15 protein-coding genes are annotated in these 14,941 nt (G+C 60.6%); 7 read left to right on the forward strand and 8 right to left on the reverse strand.

The window, feature by feature from the left end; translation table 11 throughout:
* Window positions 1-100: 100 nt before the first annotated feature.
* Together metH and NIM87_RS01920 are read left to right on the forward strand one after the other, a co-directional pair.
* Window positions 101-3,868, forward strand: a complete 3,768-nt coding sequence (gene metH / locus NIM87_RS01915; protein WP_254672936.1) for a methionine synthase — start codon at window positions 101-103, stop codon at window positions 3,866-3,868.
* 12 nt (window positions 3,869-3,880) lie between these two features.
* Complete coding sequence (locus NIM87_RS01920) at window positions 3,881-4,225, forward strand: hypothetical protein (RefSeq protein WP_254672937.1); 345 nt, start codon at window positions 3,881-3,883, stop codon at window positions 4,223-4,225.
* Here the strand turns inward: NIM87_RS01920 and NIM87_RS01925 are convergent.
* Both NIM87_RS01925 and folD read right to left on the reverse strand, forming a co-directional pair.
* On the reverse strand, window positions 4,222-4,770 hold the full coding sequence (locus NIM87_RS01925) for a DUF1643 domain-containing protein (RefSeq protein WP_254672938.1): 549 nt from the start codon (window positions 4,768-4,770) through the stop codon (window positions 4,222-4,224). The genes NIM87_RS01920 and NIM87_RS01925 overlap by 4 nt on opposite strands.
* Window positions 4,767-5,669, reverse strand: coding sequence for a bifunctional methylenetetrahydrofolate dehydrogenase/methenyltetrahydrofolate cyclohydrolase FolD (gene folD / locus NIM87_RS01930; RefSeq protein ID WP_254672939.1), 903 nt, complete (start codon window positions 5,667-5,669; stop codon window positions 4,767-4,769). The genes NIM87_RS01925 and folD overlap by 4 nt, the downstream gene beginning before the upstream one ends.
* A gap of 161 nt (window positions 5,670-5,830) precedes the next feature.
* Here folD and NIM87_RS01935 point away from each other — a divergent pair, with 161 nt between their 5' ends.
* From NIM87_RS01935 to NIM87_RS01950, 4 genes are all read left to right on the forward strand, one after another.
* Window positions 5,831-6,352: a DUF1176 domain-containing protein gene (locus tag NIM87_RS01935; RefSeq protein WP_254672940.1), complete on the forward strand. Its 522-nt coding sequence runs from the start codon at window positions 5,831-5,833 to the stop codon at window positions 6,350-6,352.
* Window positions 6,353-6,356: 4 nt separating this feature from the next.
* Window positions 6,357-6,791, forward strand: a complete 435-nt coding sequence (locus NIM87_RS01940) for a DUF1801 domain-containing protein (protein ID WP_254672941.1) — start codon at window positions 6,357-6,359, stop codon at window positions 6,789-6,791.
* A gap of 353 nt (window positions 6,792-7,144) precedes the next feature.
* On the forward strand, window positions 7,145-8,620 hold the full coding sequence (locus NIM87_RS01945) for an AMP nucleosidase (protein ID WP_254672942.1): 1,476 nt from the start codon (window positions 7,145-7,147) through the stop codon (window positions 8,618-8,620).
* A gap of 8 nt (window positions 8,621-8,628) precedes the next feature.
* Window positions 8,629-9,021, forward strand: a complete 393-nt coding sequence (locus NIM87_RS01950; RefSeq protein WP_254672943.1) for a GFA family protein — start codon at window positions 8,629-8,631, stop codon at window positions 9,019-9,021.
* Window positions 9,022-9,086: 65 nt separating this feature from the next.
* Here the strand turns inward: NIM87_RS01950 and eno are convergent, their stop codons facing one another.
* Window positions 9,087-10,364: a phosphopyruvate hydratase gene (gene eno, locus NIM87_RS01955; protein ID WP_254672944.1), complete on the reverse strand. Its 1,278-nt coding sequence runs from the start codon at window positions 10,362-10,364 to the stop codon at window positions 9,087-9,089.
* 182 nt (window positions 10,365-10,546) lie between these two features.
* Here eno and NIM87_RS01960 point away from each other — a divergent pair, with 182 nt between their 5' ends.
* On the forward strand, window positions 10,547-10,978 hold the full coding sequence (locus tag NIM87_RS01960; protein ID WP_254672945.1) for a VOC family protein: 432 nt from the start codon (window positions 10,547-10,549) through the stop codon (window positions 10,976-10,978).
* Window positions 10,979-11,077: 99 nt separating this feature from the next.
* On the opposite strand, the gene NIM87_RS01965 is transcribed toward NIM87_RS01960, so the two are convergent.
* The 5 genes from NIM87_RS01965 to tpiA all read right to left on the reverse strand — a co-directional run bounded on the left by NIM87_RS01965 (window position 11,078) and on the right by tpiA (window position 14,896).
* Entirely contained in the window at window positions 11,078-11,254 is a 177-nt protein-coding gene (locus tag NIM87_RS01965; RefSeq protein WP_254672946.1) for a DUF4169 family protein, read from the reverse strand.
* An 11-nt stretch (window positions 11,255-11,265) separates the two neighbouring features.
* Window positions 11,266-11,910: a GNAT family N-acetyltransferase gene (locus tag NIM87_RS01970; protein ID WP_332017497.1), complete on the reverse strand. Its 645-nt coding sequence runs from the start codon at window positions 11,908-11,910 to the stop codon at window positions 11,266-11,268.
* Window positions 11,799-13,427 carry a CTP synthase gene (locus NIM87_RS01975; protein ID WP_254672948.1) on the reverse strand — a complete coding sequence of 543 codons (1,629 nt, stop codon included), beginning with the start codon at window positions 13,425-13,427 and terminating at the stop codon, window positions 11,799-11,801. The genes NIM87_RS01970 and NIM87_RS01975 overlap by 112 nt, the downstream gene beginning before the upstream one ends.
* Before the next feature lie 112 nt (window positions 13,428-13,539).
* The gene (gene secG / locus NIM87_RS01980; protein WP_254672949.1) at window positions 13,540-13,998 is read right to left on the reverse strand and encodes a preprotein translocase subunit SecG; all 459 of its coding nucleotides are present in this window, start codon (window positions 13,996-13,998) and stop codon (window positions 13,540-13,542) included.
* A gap of 142 nt (window positions 13,999-14,140) precedes the next feature.
* Window positions 14,141-14,896 carry a triose-phosphate isomerase gene (tpiA, locus tag NIM87_RS01985; RefSeq protein WP_332017498.1) on the reverse strand — a complete coding sequence of 252 codons (756 nt, stop codon included), beginning with the start codon at window positions 14,894-14,896 and terminating at the stop codon, window positions 14,141-14,143.
* Window positions 14,897-14,941 lie beyond the last annotated feature (45 nt).

A 14,941-nucleotide genomic window follows, 5' to 3' on the forward strand; every position in this document is an offset into this window, starting at 1 on the left:
AACGCAAAGCCATGCCTTGGCGCTTGACTGATATAAAGATATCTTTATGTGATGGCGCGACGCCCTATTGCGCCGCAACTCCAAGAAAGTGAGGATGGCGATGAGCCCCTCCCCCGACCAGATCAATGCCAACCCCGCCATTCCTGACTGGAACGAGGTGCGCGCCGCGCTGACAAGCGCCATGGCGGAACGCATCCTGGTCCTTGATGGCGCCATGGGCACGATGATCCAGCGGCTGGGACTGACCGAGGAGAACTTCCGAGGCGAGCGCTTCAAGGATTGGAGTCATCCGCTCAAGGGCAACAATGACCTGCTAGTCCTTACCGAGCCGAAGGTGATTGAGGATATCCACCTCGATTACTATCTGGCAGGCGCCGATATCGTTGAGACCAACACGTTTTCGGCGACGTCGGTGGCGCAGGCTGATTATGCCTGCGAGGAAGCGGTCTACGACATCAACTTCCAGGGCGTGGTTTGCGCCCGCCGGGCTGCGCTGCGGGCCGAGGCAATCGACGGGCGCCGCCGCTTCGTGGCTGGCGCGCTTGGACCGACCAACAAGACCTCGTCCATGTCGACGGACGTCAATAGCCCGGGTCATCGGGCCATCAGTTTTGACGAGTTGGTCGAGGCCTATGGCGAGGCTATTCGCGGCCTGGTGGATGCCGGCGCCGACCTCCTGCTGTTCGAGACCATCACCGACACCCTCAATACCAAGGCCGGTATCTTCGCGGCCCAGCGCCTGTTCGAGGAACGCGGCATCGATGTGCCAATCATGATTTCGGGCACCATCACCGACCTGTCGGGACGTACGCTCAGCGGCCAGACGCCGACGGCGTTCTGGTATTCCGCGCGGCATTCGCGACCGATCACCATCGGGCTGAATTGCGCCCTGGGTGCCAATCTGATGCGCGACCACATCGCTGAGCTGTCAGGTGTTGCCGATACATTTATCTGCGCCTACCCCAACGCCGGTTTACCCAATGAAATGGGTGCCTATGACGAAACGCCCGAACAGATGGCGGCGCAATTGGAGGTGTTCGCCAGCGACGGCCTGCTCAACATCGTGGGCGGTTGCTGTGGCTCGACGCCCGACCACATCCGAGCGATTGCCGCGACTGCCGCGCGATTTGCTCCGCGCCAAGTTCCTCATGCCGACCGGCTGCTGCGGTTGGCAGGGCTCGAGGCATTCACGCTGACCAAGGATATTCCCTTCGTCAACATTGGCGAGCGCACCAATGTTACCGGCTCGGCCCGTTTCAGGAAGCTTATCACCGCGGGCGACTACACCGCCGCGCTCGATGTCGCACGCGACCAGGTGGCCAATGGTGCCCAGGTTATCGACATCAATATGGATGAGGGCCTGATCGACTCCAAACAGGTGATGATCGAGTTCCTCAATCTCCTGGCGGCCGAACCCGACATCGCCAAGGTGCCGCTGATGATCGACTCTTCCAAGTGGGAGGTAATCGAGGCAGGCCTGAAGTGCGTTCAGGGCAAGGCTCTGGTCAATTCCATCTCACTCAAGGAAGGCGAGGAGGCGTTCATCCATCACGCGAAGCTGGTGAAGGCCTATGGCGCCGCCGTCGTTGTGATGGCCTTTGACGAGACCGGACAAGCCGACACCAAGGCCCGGAAGGTGGAAATCTGCGCCCGCGCCTACAAGATCCTCGTCGAAGTCGTCGGCCTGCCGCCGGAAGACATCATCTTCGATCCAAACGTCTTCGCCGTGGCGACGGGCATTGAGGAACACAATAATTACGGTGTCGACTTCATCGAGGCGACCAAGGAAATCACGGACGCCCTGCCCCATGTGCACATTTCGGGCGGCATCTCGAACCTGAGCTTCTCGTTCCGCGGCAATGAGCCGGTGCGCGAGGCCATGCACGCGGTGTTTCTCTACTATGCCATTCAGAATGGCATGGACATGGGCATCGTCAACGCCGGGCAGCTGGCGGTTTACGAAAGCATCGACAAGGAACTGCGTGACGCCTGCGAGGACGTCATCCTCAACCGGCGCGCGGATTCGACCGACCGGATGCTGGAGCTGGCCGAGCGCTACAAGGGCCAGGCTGGCGGTGAAGGCAAGGCCAAGGACCTCAGCTGGCGCGAGTTGCCGGTGGGTGAGCGCATTTCCCATGCGCTGGTCAATGGCATCACCGAATATATCGAGGCCGATACCGAGGAAGCGCGGCTCAGCTTCGAGCGCCCGCTGCATGTCATCGAAGGGCCGCTGATGAGCGGCATGAATGTGGTTGGGGACCTGTTCGGCTCGGGCAAGATGTTCCTGCCGCAGGTGGTCAAATCCGCCCGCGTGATGAAGCAGGCGGTGGCCTATCTGCTGCCCTTCATGGAAGAGGAGAAGAACGCTGACGGCAACGCCACCGGACGACGCAGCGCCGGCAAGGTGTTGATGGCGACGGTGAAGGGCGACGTCCACGACATCGGCAAGAACATCGTTGGCGTCGTGCTCGCATGCAATAACTATGAGATTATCGATCTCGGCGTCATGGTGCCGACACAGAAGATCTTGGAAACAGCCAAGGCGGAAAACGTCGACATTATCGGTCTTTCGGGCCTGATCACGCCGTCGCTGGACGAAATGGTGCATGTCGCGTCGGAAATGGAGCGCGAGGGTTTTGACATTCCGCTGCTGATCGGCGGGGCGACGACCAGTCGTGTGCATACGGCGGTGAAAATCCATCCACGCTATGCGCGTGGGCAGGCAGTGCATGTCAACGATGCCAGCCGTGCGGTGGGCGTGGTCTCGAACCTATTATCGAACGACACCAAGGTGACCTTCATCGACCAGGTGAGGGCGGAATATGCCAAGGCTGCCGCGGCGCATGAGCGCGCCGAATCCGAGAAGCGCCGCCTGCCGTTGGTCTCGGCCCGTGAAAATGCCTTCAAACCTGATTGGTCTGGCTATACCCCACCGAAGCCGAGCTTTATCGGCAAACGGGAGTTCGCAGATTTCGATCTGGCCGAGCTGGCGACGTTTATCGATTGGACGCCTTTCTTCCAGACTTGGGAATTGAAGGGGCGCTATCCCGCGATTCTCCAGGATGAGAAGCAGGGCGAGGCGGCGCGGGCGCTGTGGGCCGATGCCCAGAGCATGCTCAAGCAGATCATCGAAGAAAAGTGGTTTGTTCCCAAGGCGGTGGTTGGTTTCTGGCCTGCCAATGCCGTGGGTGATGATATTCGGCTTTTTACCGGCGAGGATCGCAAGGACGAGCTGGCGACGCTGTTCACGCTGCGCCAGCAGCTGTCCAAGCGCGATGGCAAGCCGAATTTGGCCCTCAGCGACTTCATCGCACCGGCGACAAGCGGCAAGGCCGACTATATAGGCGGATTTGCCGTGACGGCCGGGATCGAGGAGGTCGCCATTGCCGAACGTTTCGAGCGGGCGAACGACGATTATTCATCCATTTTGGTGAAGGCACTGGCGGACCGCTACGCCGAGGCCTTGGCCGAATATATGCATCTGCGGGTGCGGCGCGAATTCTGGGGCTATGCCGCCGACGAGGCGCTGAGCAACGACGATCTGCTTACGGAGACGTACCAGGGCATCCGCCCGGCCCCGGGCTATCCGGCGCAGCCTGACCACACCGAAAAGACGACGCTGTTCCGCCTGCTCGACACCGAGAACAGTGTTGGCATTACGCTGACCGAGAGCTTTGCAATGTGGCCGGGCTCCTCGGTGTCCGGGCTCTATTTCAGCCACCCGGATGCCTATTACTTCGGCGTGGCCAAGGTGGAGCGCGATCAGGTGTTGGACTATGCGCAGCGCAAGGGCATGGCAGTGGAGGAGGTGGAGCGCTGGCTCGGACCGATCCTCAACTACATGCCCGGTGCAGTCGCGGCGGAGTAAACGGTAACGGCCATGTCACGGATGGAGCCTATACCTGTCACACTCCTGACCGAACCCGGCCAGTTGGTGCCACTTGATGCTGACACGGCGCTGATCCGCCTGTCGGCCAATTCCGGGCATGGCCATGCGGATGGTGACACCTGCGTGGCCTGCGCGGCCCAAACCGATGTACGGGCACTGCTGTACAACCTGCTCGAGGAGCACCGGCGAGATATGCGGCCAGCGTTTACGCGGGTAGTCGTGGATGCCAGTGCGGTCAGTGACAAGACGCAGGTGGTGGCAGCGTTGACCGGCAGGCTACCGGCGCAAGCGCTGCGGGACCACACGGTGGCACGAATGTTTGTGCTGGTGGGTTAGCCCTCGAACCGCACAAGCGGCGTATCGGCGCGCAGGTAGAGCGGATGCTTGGGGGAGCCATCGGCATTGGTGCCAAAGCACCATAGTTCGGCGCCGTCGGCGTTGAGCGCATCGACCAGTTCGCGGCCGGCGGGGGCCAGAGCCTTGTTGAGCTTGCCGTGGCACAGCACCACGCACCCTGCCCCGCGCGCGGCTTCCCGGATAACAGGGAGATTGTCTGGTGATACGGCGACGACACCGGGCGCCACCAGCATCTTGGGATCGGTGGCGCGATAGTCGCCGACATTGCACTTGACCATGGCCGAAAAGCCTTCGCGGCGGGCGAAAGTCCATTCGCGGGCGCAGGTGGGGTCGTCGACCGTGGCGTCGGCGGTTGAGGGGTTCATGCCGATAAATAGTATGTAACGCTCGGGAAAGGTCTCCCCGAGCCAGCGGCGCATGAGCTGGCGGTAGCGGCCATCGGCACTCATCACCGCGTCGCCACGCACACCTTCACCAAGGCGCAGGCGCACCTTGCCGCCAGGATCGTGGGCGATTTCACTCATGCGGTGAGATCGCGCGGCGGGGTGAGGCCATTCATCAGCGAAGCGGTGGTGATGGTATTGGCCAGAAGGCAGGCAATGGTCATTGGGCCAACGCCGCCGGGTACCGGGGTAATGGCCGCGGCGACTTCGGCAGCGGCAGCGGTATCTACATCGCCCACAAGCCGGGTCTTGCCCTCACCCTTTTCTGGCGCAGGGATGCGGTTGATGCCAACGTCGATAACCACGGCGCCAGGCTTGATCCAGTCGCCTTTGACCATCTGCGGGCGCCCAACGGCGGCCACCACGATATCGGCCTGACGGACAATTTCCGCGAGATTTCTGGTGCGGGAATGCGCGACAGTAACGGTGCAATTGTCGCGTAGCAGCAGCTGCATCATGGGCTTACCCACGAGGTTGGAGCGTCCGATGATGACCGCGTGCTTGCCTTCGAGCGAACCCAGTTCATCGCGCAACAGCATCAGGCTCCCCAGAGGCGTGCAGGACACTGGTCCGGGCAGGCCGATCTGAACCTTGCCGACATTTGCGGGCGTGAAGCAGTCAACGTCCTTGGCCGGATCGATGGCCTCGATAACCTTGTTCGGGTCGATGTGTTTGGGCACCGGCATCTGCACGAGAATGCCATGCACGGCCGGATCAACGTTGAGCTGGTGGACCAGCGCCAGAACATCGGCCTCGGGGGCGTCGGCGGGTAGTTCGTATTTGTAGGAATTCATGCCGACTTCGGCGGTCTGCTTAGCCTTGCTCGAGACATAGACCTGGCTGGCCGGATCTTCACCGACGATGACAACCGCCAAGCCCGGCGTAATGCCATGGTCGGATTTGAGACGGGCCACGTGACCGGCGATACGACCGCGCAGCTCTTCGGCAAAGCGTTTTCCGTCGATGATTTTTGCGGTCATGTGGGCCTCGATCTGCTTGAATGAAGCGGGCGGGGATCGGCCCCGCCTCTTGGCTTCGACATAAGGGATGCGCGATGATCCGTCCATTGCTTTGGCTGCCGCTTCTGGCCGTTTCTACCCCTCAGTCTCTGGCGCAGGAGGCCTCGCTAGAGAAGCGGGTAATGAAGCTGCACGCTCTGGCCGGCGGCGACTGGTGCCAGCCGGACGCAGTGCCCTCAGATGCGGATGGCGCCTTCAAAAGCTGGACCTTCACCTATCAGCCGAGCTGGAGCGAGGACGCCGAGCGCGAGGAAGTGACTCTGTTCCGGGTGTGGTGCATGTCGGGCGCGTACAACGTCAACCACGCCTACTACATCCTCACACCCCATGAGGGACTGCTGCCCCTGAGTTTTGCGATGCCGACGTATGAGGCCATATATGGGGAGGCCGAGGGCGCGGATGGGCCGCTTGAAAGCCTCAAAATGACTGGCATGGGAACCAGCAATTTTCTTGTCAATTCGGACTTCGATCCCGAATCCCTGACCATTACCGCGCACTCTTTCTGGCGCGGCGTTGGCGACGCGTCCTCATCGGGCTGGTGGACTTTCGTCGATGGTGCATTCCGGCTGCAGCAATTTGACATCGACGCCAGCTATGACGGCGAGGTGAACCCTGAAACCATTCTCAACTATTGGGAAGGTTAGCGCGGTGGCCGTGCAAAAAACCAAGCCCCATACCGGCGATGTGGGAGAATTTCTGGCGCAATTAGAGGACCCACGAACGCGGGATGAAGCGCATATCCTCGTCGAACTGATGAGCGGCGTTTCCGGCAAACCGCCGGTGCTATGGGGCACGATGGTCGGCTTCGGGCAGTATCACTATAAGTATCCGACGGGTCACGAAGGCGATGCGTTTCTCGTGGGATTTGCACCGCGCAAAAGCGAGTTCAGCATCTATCTGATGGGCACCTACTTTCCTCAAGAGACGGCGCGGCGTGAGGCCTTGCTGACCAAGCTTGGAAAGCATCGCATGGGCAAGGCCTGTCTATACGTGAAGCGGCTCAGTGACATCGACCTCGATGTCTTGCGGGCGCTGGCGGAGATCTCGGTCAGACGGCTGCGGGACACCTATCCAGAACTCTAGCGGGTTCGCCACTTCGCGTTTCATTTCACCGGAGCCGAAAAAGGCCGCCACAGCATTGCTGCCGGGCGGCCTCTTGGGGGATCGGGTCCACCGCGCTGTTGAGGGCTTGGGGGACAAGCGGCAAACCTCTTCCCGTCCATCGGTTGCATGGGTCGTTTGCTACGCCGATGAACTACCTGGGAAGATGGTGAGGAAATGCGGCAACAAAAGTAGCGCTCACTCAAGTGTGAAAGTTATGGCCGGCGCAGGCGACTGCGTTGAGAAGCCGTCATGCGGGCCCTATATTGGCGTGGATTGAAAAGACGATTCCAACATCCGGCCGCCCGATCCGCGGGTGGCACATGAGGACAAGCATGACCACACTGAGCCCGCCGCGCCTTGAGACGCAATCCTTCACAGACCCCGAGGCCGCCTGGGCCCACATCGCTCACATCTACCATCGTAATTGCGATTACATCCGCGGCCACCTTGATGCGCTGACCAAGGGCATAATACCCGCCGGTCGGGTGCGCGCCTGCTACCCGCAGGTGGAGGTCCGCTCCACCAGTTATTCGCGCCACGAAAGCACCCTGCCCTACGGTTATCTGCATACGCCGGGTATTTACCGCACGACTGTGACCGCGCCTGACTTGTTCAAGGGTTACCTGCAGGAACAATTCGCGGTCATTCTCAAGAACCATGGGGGAGCCATCGAGGTTGGGGAATCCGACACGCCGATTCCGTTGCACTTCGCGCTGGGGCCGCATGACCATCTGGATGGCAAGGCCATCAATGCCTTGGACGTGCCGCTGCGCGACGTGTTCGACGCGCCGGACCTGGGCAACACCGATGACGAGATCGCCAATGGCACCTATGTGCCGCCGCGCGGCGGGCCCTATCCGCTGTCGGCCTTTACTGGCCCGCGCGTCGATTATTCGCTGTTCCGGCTGGCCCATTATACCGGGACCAACGCCGAGCACTTCCAGAACTTCGTGATCTTCACAAACTACCAGTTCTACATTGACGAATTCTGCCGTGTGGCGAAGAGCTGGATGGCCGAAAAACATCCACATTATCAGCGGTTTATCGAGCCTGGTAATGTGTCGACTGACAACATGCTGACCGGCGGCGGCGTCACCGGATCACCGCCTCCGCGCAGCCCTCAAATGCCAGCGTATCACTTGGTGGGCGATCGAGGGCGGGGCATCACCATGGTCAACATCGGCGTCGGCCCGTCCAACGCCAAGACCATTACCGACCATATCGCGGTATTGCGGCCGCACGCCTGGATTATGCTGGGCCACTGCGCAGGCCTTAGAAATTCGCAGGAACTGGGCGATTATGTGCTGGCGCACGCCTATGTGCGTGAGGACCATGTGCTCGACGCCGATCTGCCGCTCTCCGTACCCATCCCGGCGCTGGCCGAAGTGCAGGTGGCACTGGAGCAGGCGGTGGAGGAGGTGACCCAGACCGAGGGGCTGGAAACCAAGAAAATCATGCGCACCGGCACCGTAGCGACCTTTGACAATCGCAATTGGGAGTTGCGCGACCAGGAGGAAATCACCCGGCGGCTTAGCCAATCACGCGCTGTCGCGCTGGACATGGAATCGGCCACAATTGCCGCCAATGGGTTCCGTTTCCGCGTGCCTTACGGCACCCTGCTCTGTGTTTCCGACAAGCCGCTGCATGGTGAATTGAAGCTGCCCGGTATGGCGTCGGATTTCTATCGCACGCAGGTCAATCGGCACTTGCAGATCGGTCTGCGGGCCATGGAGATTCTGCGGGATCAGCCGGCGGAGCGGCTGCATTCGCGCAAGCTCAGGAGCTTTGCGGAAACAGCGTTCCAGTAGGCTCGAAGATGCAGGAGTATGAAGGCGGATGCTTATGTGGCCGGGTGCGGTTTGTCGCGGCGGGACAGCCATTTAGGGTCGGCCTTTGCCACTGCATGGATTGTCGCAAGCACCATGGCTCGCTGTTCCATGTCTCGGCAATCTTTCCGATGGACGCGGTCCGCATAACAGGCGAAACGGGCGCCTATAAGGGCCGGCATTTCTGCCCGCAGTGCGGATCGTCGGTTTTTGGGCGTTCAGGCGACGAAATTGAGATTAATATTGGCGCCCTCGACAGGCCCGATCAGTTCATGCCGACGTATGAACTTTGGACGATTCGACGCGAGGCCTGGCTACCACCTTTTCCAGTCAAATCGCACTATGAACGGGACCGCACAAGCGATAGCCGGTCTGAGGATTAGTGGTGCGCCGCAATAAAAAAAGCCCGGTATTGTTACCGGGCTTTTCGTAACGTGACGCGAACCGATCAGCGGCCCTTGACCACCGAATAGCCGGCGTACTTGGCGGACGACCCAAGCTGTTCCTCGATGCGGATGAGCTGGTTGTACTTGGCCAGACGATCTGAACGGCTGAGGGAGCCGGTCTTGATCTGACCGCAGTTAAGCGCCACGGCGAGGTCGGCAATTGTAGAATCCTCGGTTTCGCCCGAGCGGTGCGACATGACCGAGGTGTAACCAGCACGGTGCGCGGTATCGACGGCATTGAGCGTCTCGGAAAGCGAGCCGATCTGGTTGACCTTGACCAGGATGGAGTTAGCAACACCCATCTTGATGCCCGAAACCAGGCGGGAGGTGTTGGTCACGAAAAGATCGTCGCCCACCAACTGCACCTTGTCGCCAATGGCGTCGGTCAATGCCTTCCAGCCATCCCAATCGTCCTCAGCCATGCCGTCTTCGATGGTGATGATCGGGTAGCGGGCGGCAAGATCGGCCAGGAAGGCGACGTTTTCGTCGGAGGATAGCGACTTGCCCTCGCCGACCATCTCGTACTTGCCGTTCTTGTAATATTCGGTGGCAGCGCAATCGAGGCCGAGGAACACGTCCTCGCCCGGCTTGTAGCCGGCCTTTTCGATGGAGCGCATGATGAAGCCCAGGGCATCATCGGCTGAACCAAGATTTGGCGCGAAGCCGCCTTCGTCGCCCACATTGGTGTTGTGGCCCTCCGCCGACAGACCCTTCTTGAGGGTGTGGAAGATTTCCGAGCCGATTCGCACGGCGTCCGCAATCGACTTGGCGCCGGCGGGCAGGATCATGAATTCCTGCATATCAATGGGGTTGTCGGCATGCTCGCCGCCATTGATGATGTTCATCATCGGTACCGGCAGGACATGGGCGTTGGGGCCGCCGATATAGCGGTAGAATGGCAGTTCACTCGATTCCGCAGCGGCCTTCGCTACAGCCAGCGATACACCGAGAATGGCGTTGGCGCCGAGTTTGCCCTTGTTGGCGGTGCCGTCGAGCTCGATCATGGCCTGATCGACACCGAGCTGGTCGAGCGCATCCATGCCCTGGATTTCGTCGGCAATGATGGTGTTGACGTTTTCGACCGCCTGGGTGACGCCCTTGCCCGAGTAAAGTTTGCCGCCGTCGCGCAGTTCAACTGCTTCGTGCGCGCCGGTGGAGGCGCCGGAGGGTACTGCCGCGCGGCCAAAGCTGCCATCGTCGAGCACCACATCGACCTCGACGGTCGGATTGCCGCGACTATCGAAAATCTGGCGGCCATTGACGTGGATGATTGAAGACATGCGAGCCCTTCCCGGAAACTTTTTTCGGTGTGTGTGCCTGTCTAGACGCGCCTTGTGACAGTGAAAAGAGGGGAGATGCAAAAAAGGCGCAGGGCGATGACTGAAACGTTGCCACTGGCCTTTGCCCTGCCCTAACATGTCAGCGCTGGCCGTTCGGCCTGCCGCTTCCGGAGGAAAGACTATTGACCAGACCCCTCGTCAAACAGGTGGCCCATACCTGCATTTTTGCCCGCGACCTCGACGCCGTGGAAACCTTCTATCGTGACGTGCTCGGCGTTGCGCCAAAGTTCGATTTCAAGCGCGGTGAGGACCGGATCGGCTTCTACCTCGATTTCGGCAACCGTACCTTTGTCGAGGTCTTCAAGAAGGAAGAGACCCGCTTCGAGGAATCCAACCAGATCAACCACATCTGTTTCGAGACCGATGACATCGACGGCTTCATGGTCAACGCCAAGGCAAAGGGCATTGCTGTCACCGACAAGAAGCTGGGCGTTGACCACACCTGGCAGTGCTGGCTGGCCGATCCGAGCGGGGTGAAAATCGAAATCTTCCAATACACACCCGACAGCATGCAGTTCGGGCCGGATGGCGTCGATTGCCAGGTGGATTGGTAAGACGCTGAACGTATAATAGACGGCTCCCCTCTCCCTTGTTGGAGAAGGTGCCCGTAGGGCAGACAGGGGGCGAGGGGTCGGCCGGCGTTGGGAGGGCTGCTATTCGTCCCTCTTGTGCCCGTCGATATGCCTGTCGGCCCGCGCTTTCTCACTGGCGTCTTTCAGCTTTTCAGCTTTGGTCCGCCCGAATTTGAGGCGGTTTGCTTCGGCGACGGTTTCCTTGTCGGCGCGAGCCTTGGCTTTGCGGGCGGTGCGGAGGTTGATGATATCGGCCATGGCGCAGGGTATCACGGCGAATGCGGTTTGGTGAACATGTCGCTTGGCCCCGAGGGGCGTGCGAGGCGCAAATAGACGCTGTCGCACCACTCGTCGCCCAGAAGGAAGGTTCGCGCAGCCCGTCCGGTCTCGACAAATCCGAGGCGAGCCAGCAAATCCAGCGAAGCGTGGTTGCGCGGGTCCACATCAGCCGTCACTTCGGGGGTGTTTGTGGTCGAAAAGGCATGGGAGAGAAAAGCCGATGCCGCCTCATAGGCCATTCCCCTGCCCCAGAAGTCCGGATGCAGAATGAAGCCAAATTCTGGCAAGCGCGACGCGCCCACTTCTCCGATGACCTTCCCCTCATAGACGATGAGAAAGTCCTCACCGCCCGCGGCGTTGCGGGCCAGCTTCGCGTCCAACCAGATGCGGGTCACGTCCGTGTTGGCGTGCGGAAGCGTCGACCAATACCGCATGGCAAGCGGGTTGGACATGATGGAGTACAAGGGCTCAAGATCATCTGGCCGGGGGCGACGCAGCAGGAGCCGCGCCGTCCGGATTTCCATTAGACCAACCGGCTCTGGTCCATCGCTGCGGCGATGAAGCTGGTGAAGAGCGGATGCGGCTCGAAGGGCTTGGATTTCAATTCCGGGTGGAACTGCACGCCGATGAACCATGGATGGTCAGTGCGCTCGACAATCTCGGGCAATGTGCCATCGGGCGAGACGCCGGAGAACAGGAGGCCATTGGCTTCCAGGCGTTTCCGGTAATCCATGTTCACTTCGTAGCGGTGGCGATGACGTTCGGAAATGCGAGTGGAGCCATAGATGTCAGCCACGCGCGAGCCGCGGGTGAGCTGGGCCGGATAGGCGCCCAGACGCAGCGTGCCGCCAAGGTCGCCCTTGTCGTCGCGGCTTTCCTTGGCATTGCCCTTCACCCATTCGGTCATCATCCCCACGACTGGCTCCTTGGTGGGGCCGAACTCTGTGGATGAGGCGTTTTTGATGCCGGCAGTATTCCGCGCAGCCTCGATGCAGGCCATCTGCATGCCAAAGCATATGCCGAAATAGGGAACATCCTTGATGCGGGCAAAGCGCGCGGCTTCGATCTTGCCGGCAGAGCCGCGCTCACCAAAGCCGCCCGGCACCATAATGCCGTGGACGTGTTCAAGGTAAGGCGCAGGATCGTCACGCTCGAAGACTTCCGAGTCGATCCATTGCAGATTAACCTTCACCTTATTGGCGATGCCGCCGTGGGTAAGGGCTTCGGACAGCGACTTGTAGGCGTCTTTCAGGCCAGTATATTTGCCCACGATAGCGATGTTTACCTCGCCCTCGGGGTTGTGATAGCGGGTCGTCACCTCGTTCCAAGCCGACATGTCGGGCTCGGGCGCGTCGGTAATGCCCAGAGCGGCGAGGATTTCGCGGTCGAGGCCCTCGTTGTGATAGGCCATCGGCGCATCATAGATCGAACCGACATCGAGGCCCTGAATAACGGCGCTTTCGCGCACGTTACAGAAGAGGCTGAGCTTCTTCTTTTCCCCTTCCGGGATCGGGCGGTCGCAGCGGACCAGCAACACATCCGGCGCAATGCCAATGGAGCGGAGCTCCTTGACGGAGTGCTGGGTCGGCTTGGTCTTCAATTCCCCGGCGGAGGGAATGTAGGGCATCAGCGTCAGGTGCAGGTAGGCGCAGTGGTTGCGCGGCAATTCATTGCCCAGCTGGCGGATGGCCTCAAAGAAAGGCAGGCCTTCGATGTCACCGACGGTGCCGCCGATTTCAACGAGGACGAAGTCGTACTCTTCGTTTCCGTCGAGCACGAATTGCTTGATCGAGTCGGTAACGTGCGGAATGACCTGCACCGTGGCGCCAAGGAACTCGCCCTTGCGCTCTTTGGCCAGCAGATCAGAATAAATCCGGCCCGAGGTGATGTTGTCACGCTTGTTAGCCGCGCGACCGGTGAAGCGCTCATAGTGCCCCAGGTCGAGGTCGGTTTCGGCACCGTCATCGGTGACGAAAACCTCGCCGTGCTGGGTCGGCGACATCGTGCCGGGATCCACGTTGAGATAGGGGTCGAGCTTGCGGAGGCGGACCTTATAGCCGCGCGCCTGCAGCACAGCGCCAAGCGCCGCTGAAGCCAAACCTTTGCCAAGGGAGGAGACCACGCCTCCGGTGATGAATACGTACCGAGCCATGGGCGATCACCATAAGCACATCAGAAATGATTCGCAGAACGGGAAGTGCGCTCTACACAAAAAGAAGAAGGGGATGTTGCCATCCCCTTTTTCGCGAACGCCTTGCGGCGGATTAGTTACCCGCCGGTTCGGCGGGCGCTTCCTCAGCGGGTGCCTCAGGAACCGGAAGCGCGTCATCGGTTGAAGGTGACGTGGTGTCGGTTGCCGGAGCGACGCCATTGTCCACCGGGAGCGGCAAGTCAGAGGTGTCATCACCCTGGAGCGCATTCAATGCGTCCAGAACCGTGGTTGGTTCTGCCCCATCTTCAACCGCGCTCGCGCCCTCGAGAATGCTCGAAGTGCCGCGATCAAGTTCATTGAGGATGGTCAGGCCAATGGCAGAGGCAAAAAACAGGGTTGCCAGGATAGCCGTGGTGCGGGTCAGCAGATTGGCCGAGCCGCGTGCGGTCATCATGCCGCCGCCACCGCCACCACCAATGCCGAGTGCGCCCCCTTCGGAACGCTGGATCAGGATGACGACAATCAGCGCCAGCACGATCAGCAGATAGGCGACGAGCAGTACGTTGGCCATGAAACTCTTGTCTTCGCGTCAGTCCGGACGTGCCAAAATGACCCGCCGGGTTGGAAAGGATGCGGGGTCATACACCCCTCGAACGGCAAATGCCAGCCGCCTGCAGCGCTTTTTCGCCACAAGCGGAGGCCGCCATTTGGTTCTAGACGCCGGAGATAATCGTATAGAAGTCCTTTGCCAAGAGGCTTGCGCCCCCAACAAGGCCGCCATTGACGTTGGCAACGCCCAAAATCTCGCGCGCATTCTGGGGCTTGAGCGAACCGCCATAGAGAATGCGAATGCTTTCGCCCTTGCTCAGTCCAAACCGGTCAACCAACCGAGCGCGAATGGTGTCGTGCATCTGGCCGATTTCGTCCAGCGTCGGTGTCCGGCCAGTGCCGATGGCCCAAATCGGCTCATAGGCGACGATGACTTCATGCTGACCGGCCGCATCGGGAATGGAAGTAGCCAACTGGCCGGCAACAACTGATTCTGCGTCTCCCGCATTGCGCTGCGCCTCGGTCTCGCCCACGCAAATAATCGGCTTCAGACCTGCGCCGATGGCCGCCTCGGCTTTTTCGCGAACGGTGTCGCTGCTTTCACCGTGATCCGTGCGGCGCTCGGAGTGCCCCACGATCACGTATTGTGCACCGGCATCGGCCAGCATGCTGGCGGAAATATCGCCAGTGTGGGCGCCCGAGGGTTCAGCATGGCAATCCTGTCCGCCGGCAATGATGCCGCTCGAAGCGCCCTGGGCTGCCACTGCTGCCAGAAGGGTCGCGGGCGGACAAACGACGACGAGCGCCCTGGGGGCCTCGCCAGTGGTCAGCAATCGTGCCAATTCAGCGAGTTCATCCAGTGAATGGGTGAGCCCGTTCATCTTCCAGTTTCCTGCTATCAGCGGTGAGATGGTCGACACTCTTGCTACTCCTGCCTCTTGCGCCGGAGAGGGCTTTGCCCTAAC

It is taken from the genome of Devosia ureilytica (assembly GCF_024273195.1).
Classification (GTDB): Bacteria; Pseudomonadota; Alphaproteobacteria; order Rhizobiales; family Devosiaceae; genus Devosia; species Devosia ureilytica.

Bases quoted from the DNA above. Each gene is read 5' to 3' on its own strand.
- metH (WP_254672936.1), top strand. From the start codon at position 101: ATGAGCCCCTCCCCCGACCAGATCAATGCCAACCCCGCCATTCCTGAC.
- NIM87_RS01920 (WP_254672937.1), top strand. From the start codon at position 3,881: ATGTCACGGATGGAGCCTATACCTGTCACACTCCTGACCGAACCCGGC.
- NIM87_RS01925 (WP_254672938.1), bottom strand. From the start codon at position 4,770: ATGAGTGAAATCGCCCACGATCCTGGCGGCAAGGTGCGCCTGCGCCTT.
- folD (WP_254672939.1), bottom strand. From the start codon at position 5,669: ATGACCGCAAAAATCATCGACGGAAAACGCTTTGCCGAAGAGCTGCGC.
- NIM87_RS01935 (WP_254672940.1), top strand. From the start codon at position 5,831: ATGAAGCTGCACGCTCTGGCCGGCGGCGACTGGTGCCAGCCGGACGCA.
- NIM87_RS01945 (WP_254672942.1), top strand. From the start codon at position 7,145: ATGACCACACTGAGCCCGCCGCGCCTTGAGACGCAATCCTTCACAGAC.
- NIM87_RS01950 (WP_254672943.1), top strand. From the start codon at position 8,629: ATGCAGGAGTATGAAGGCGGATGCTTATGTGGCCGGGTGCGGTTTGTC.
- eno (WP_254672944.1), bottom strand. From the start codon at position 10,364: ATGTCTTCAATCATCCACGTCAATGGCCGCCAGATTTTCGATAGTCGC.
- NIM87_RS01965 (WP_254672946.1), bottom strand. From the start codon at position 11,254: ATGGCCGATATCATCAACCTCCGCACCGCCCGCAAAGCCAAGGCTCGC.
- NIM87_RS01970 (WP_332017497.1), bottom strand. From the start codon at position 11,910: ATGGTTCATCGGCGTGCAGTTCCACCCGGAATTGAAATCCAAGCCCTT.
- NIM87_RS01975 (WP_254672948.1), bottom strand. From the start codon at position 13,427: ATGGCTCGGTACGTATTCATCACCGGAGGCGTGGTCTCCTCCCTTGGC.
- secG (WP_254672949.1), bottom strand. From the start codon at position 13,998: ATGGCCAACGTACTGCTCGTCGCCTATCTGCTGATCGTGCTGGCGCTG.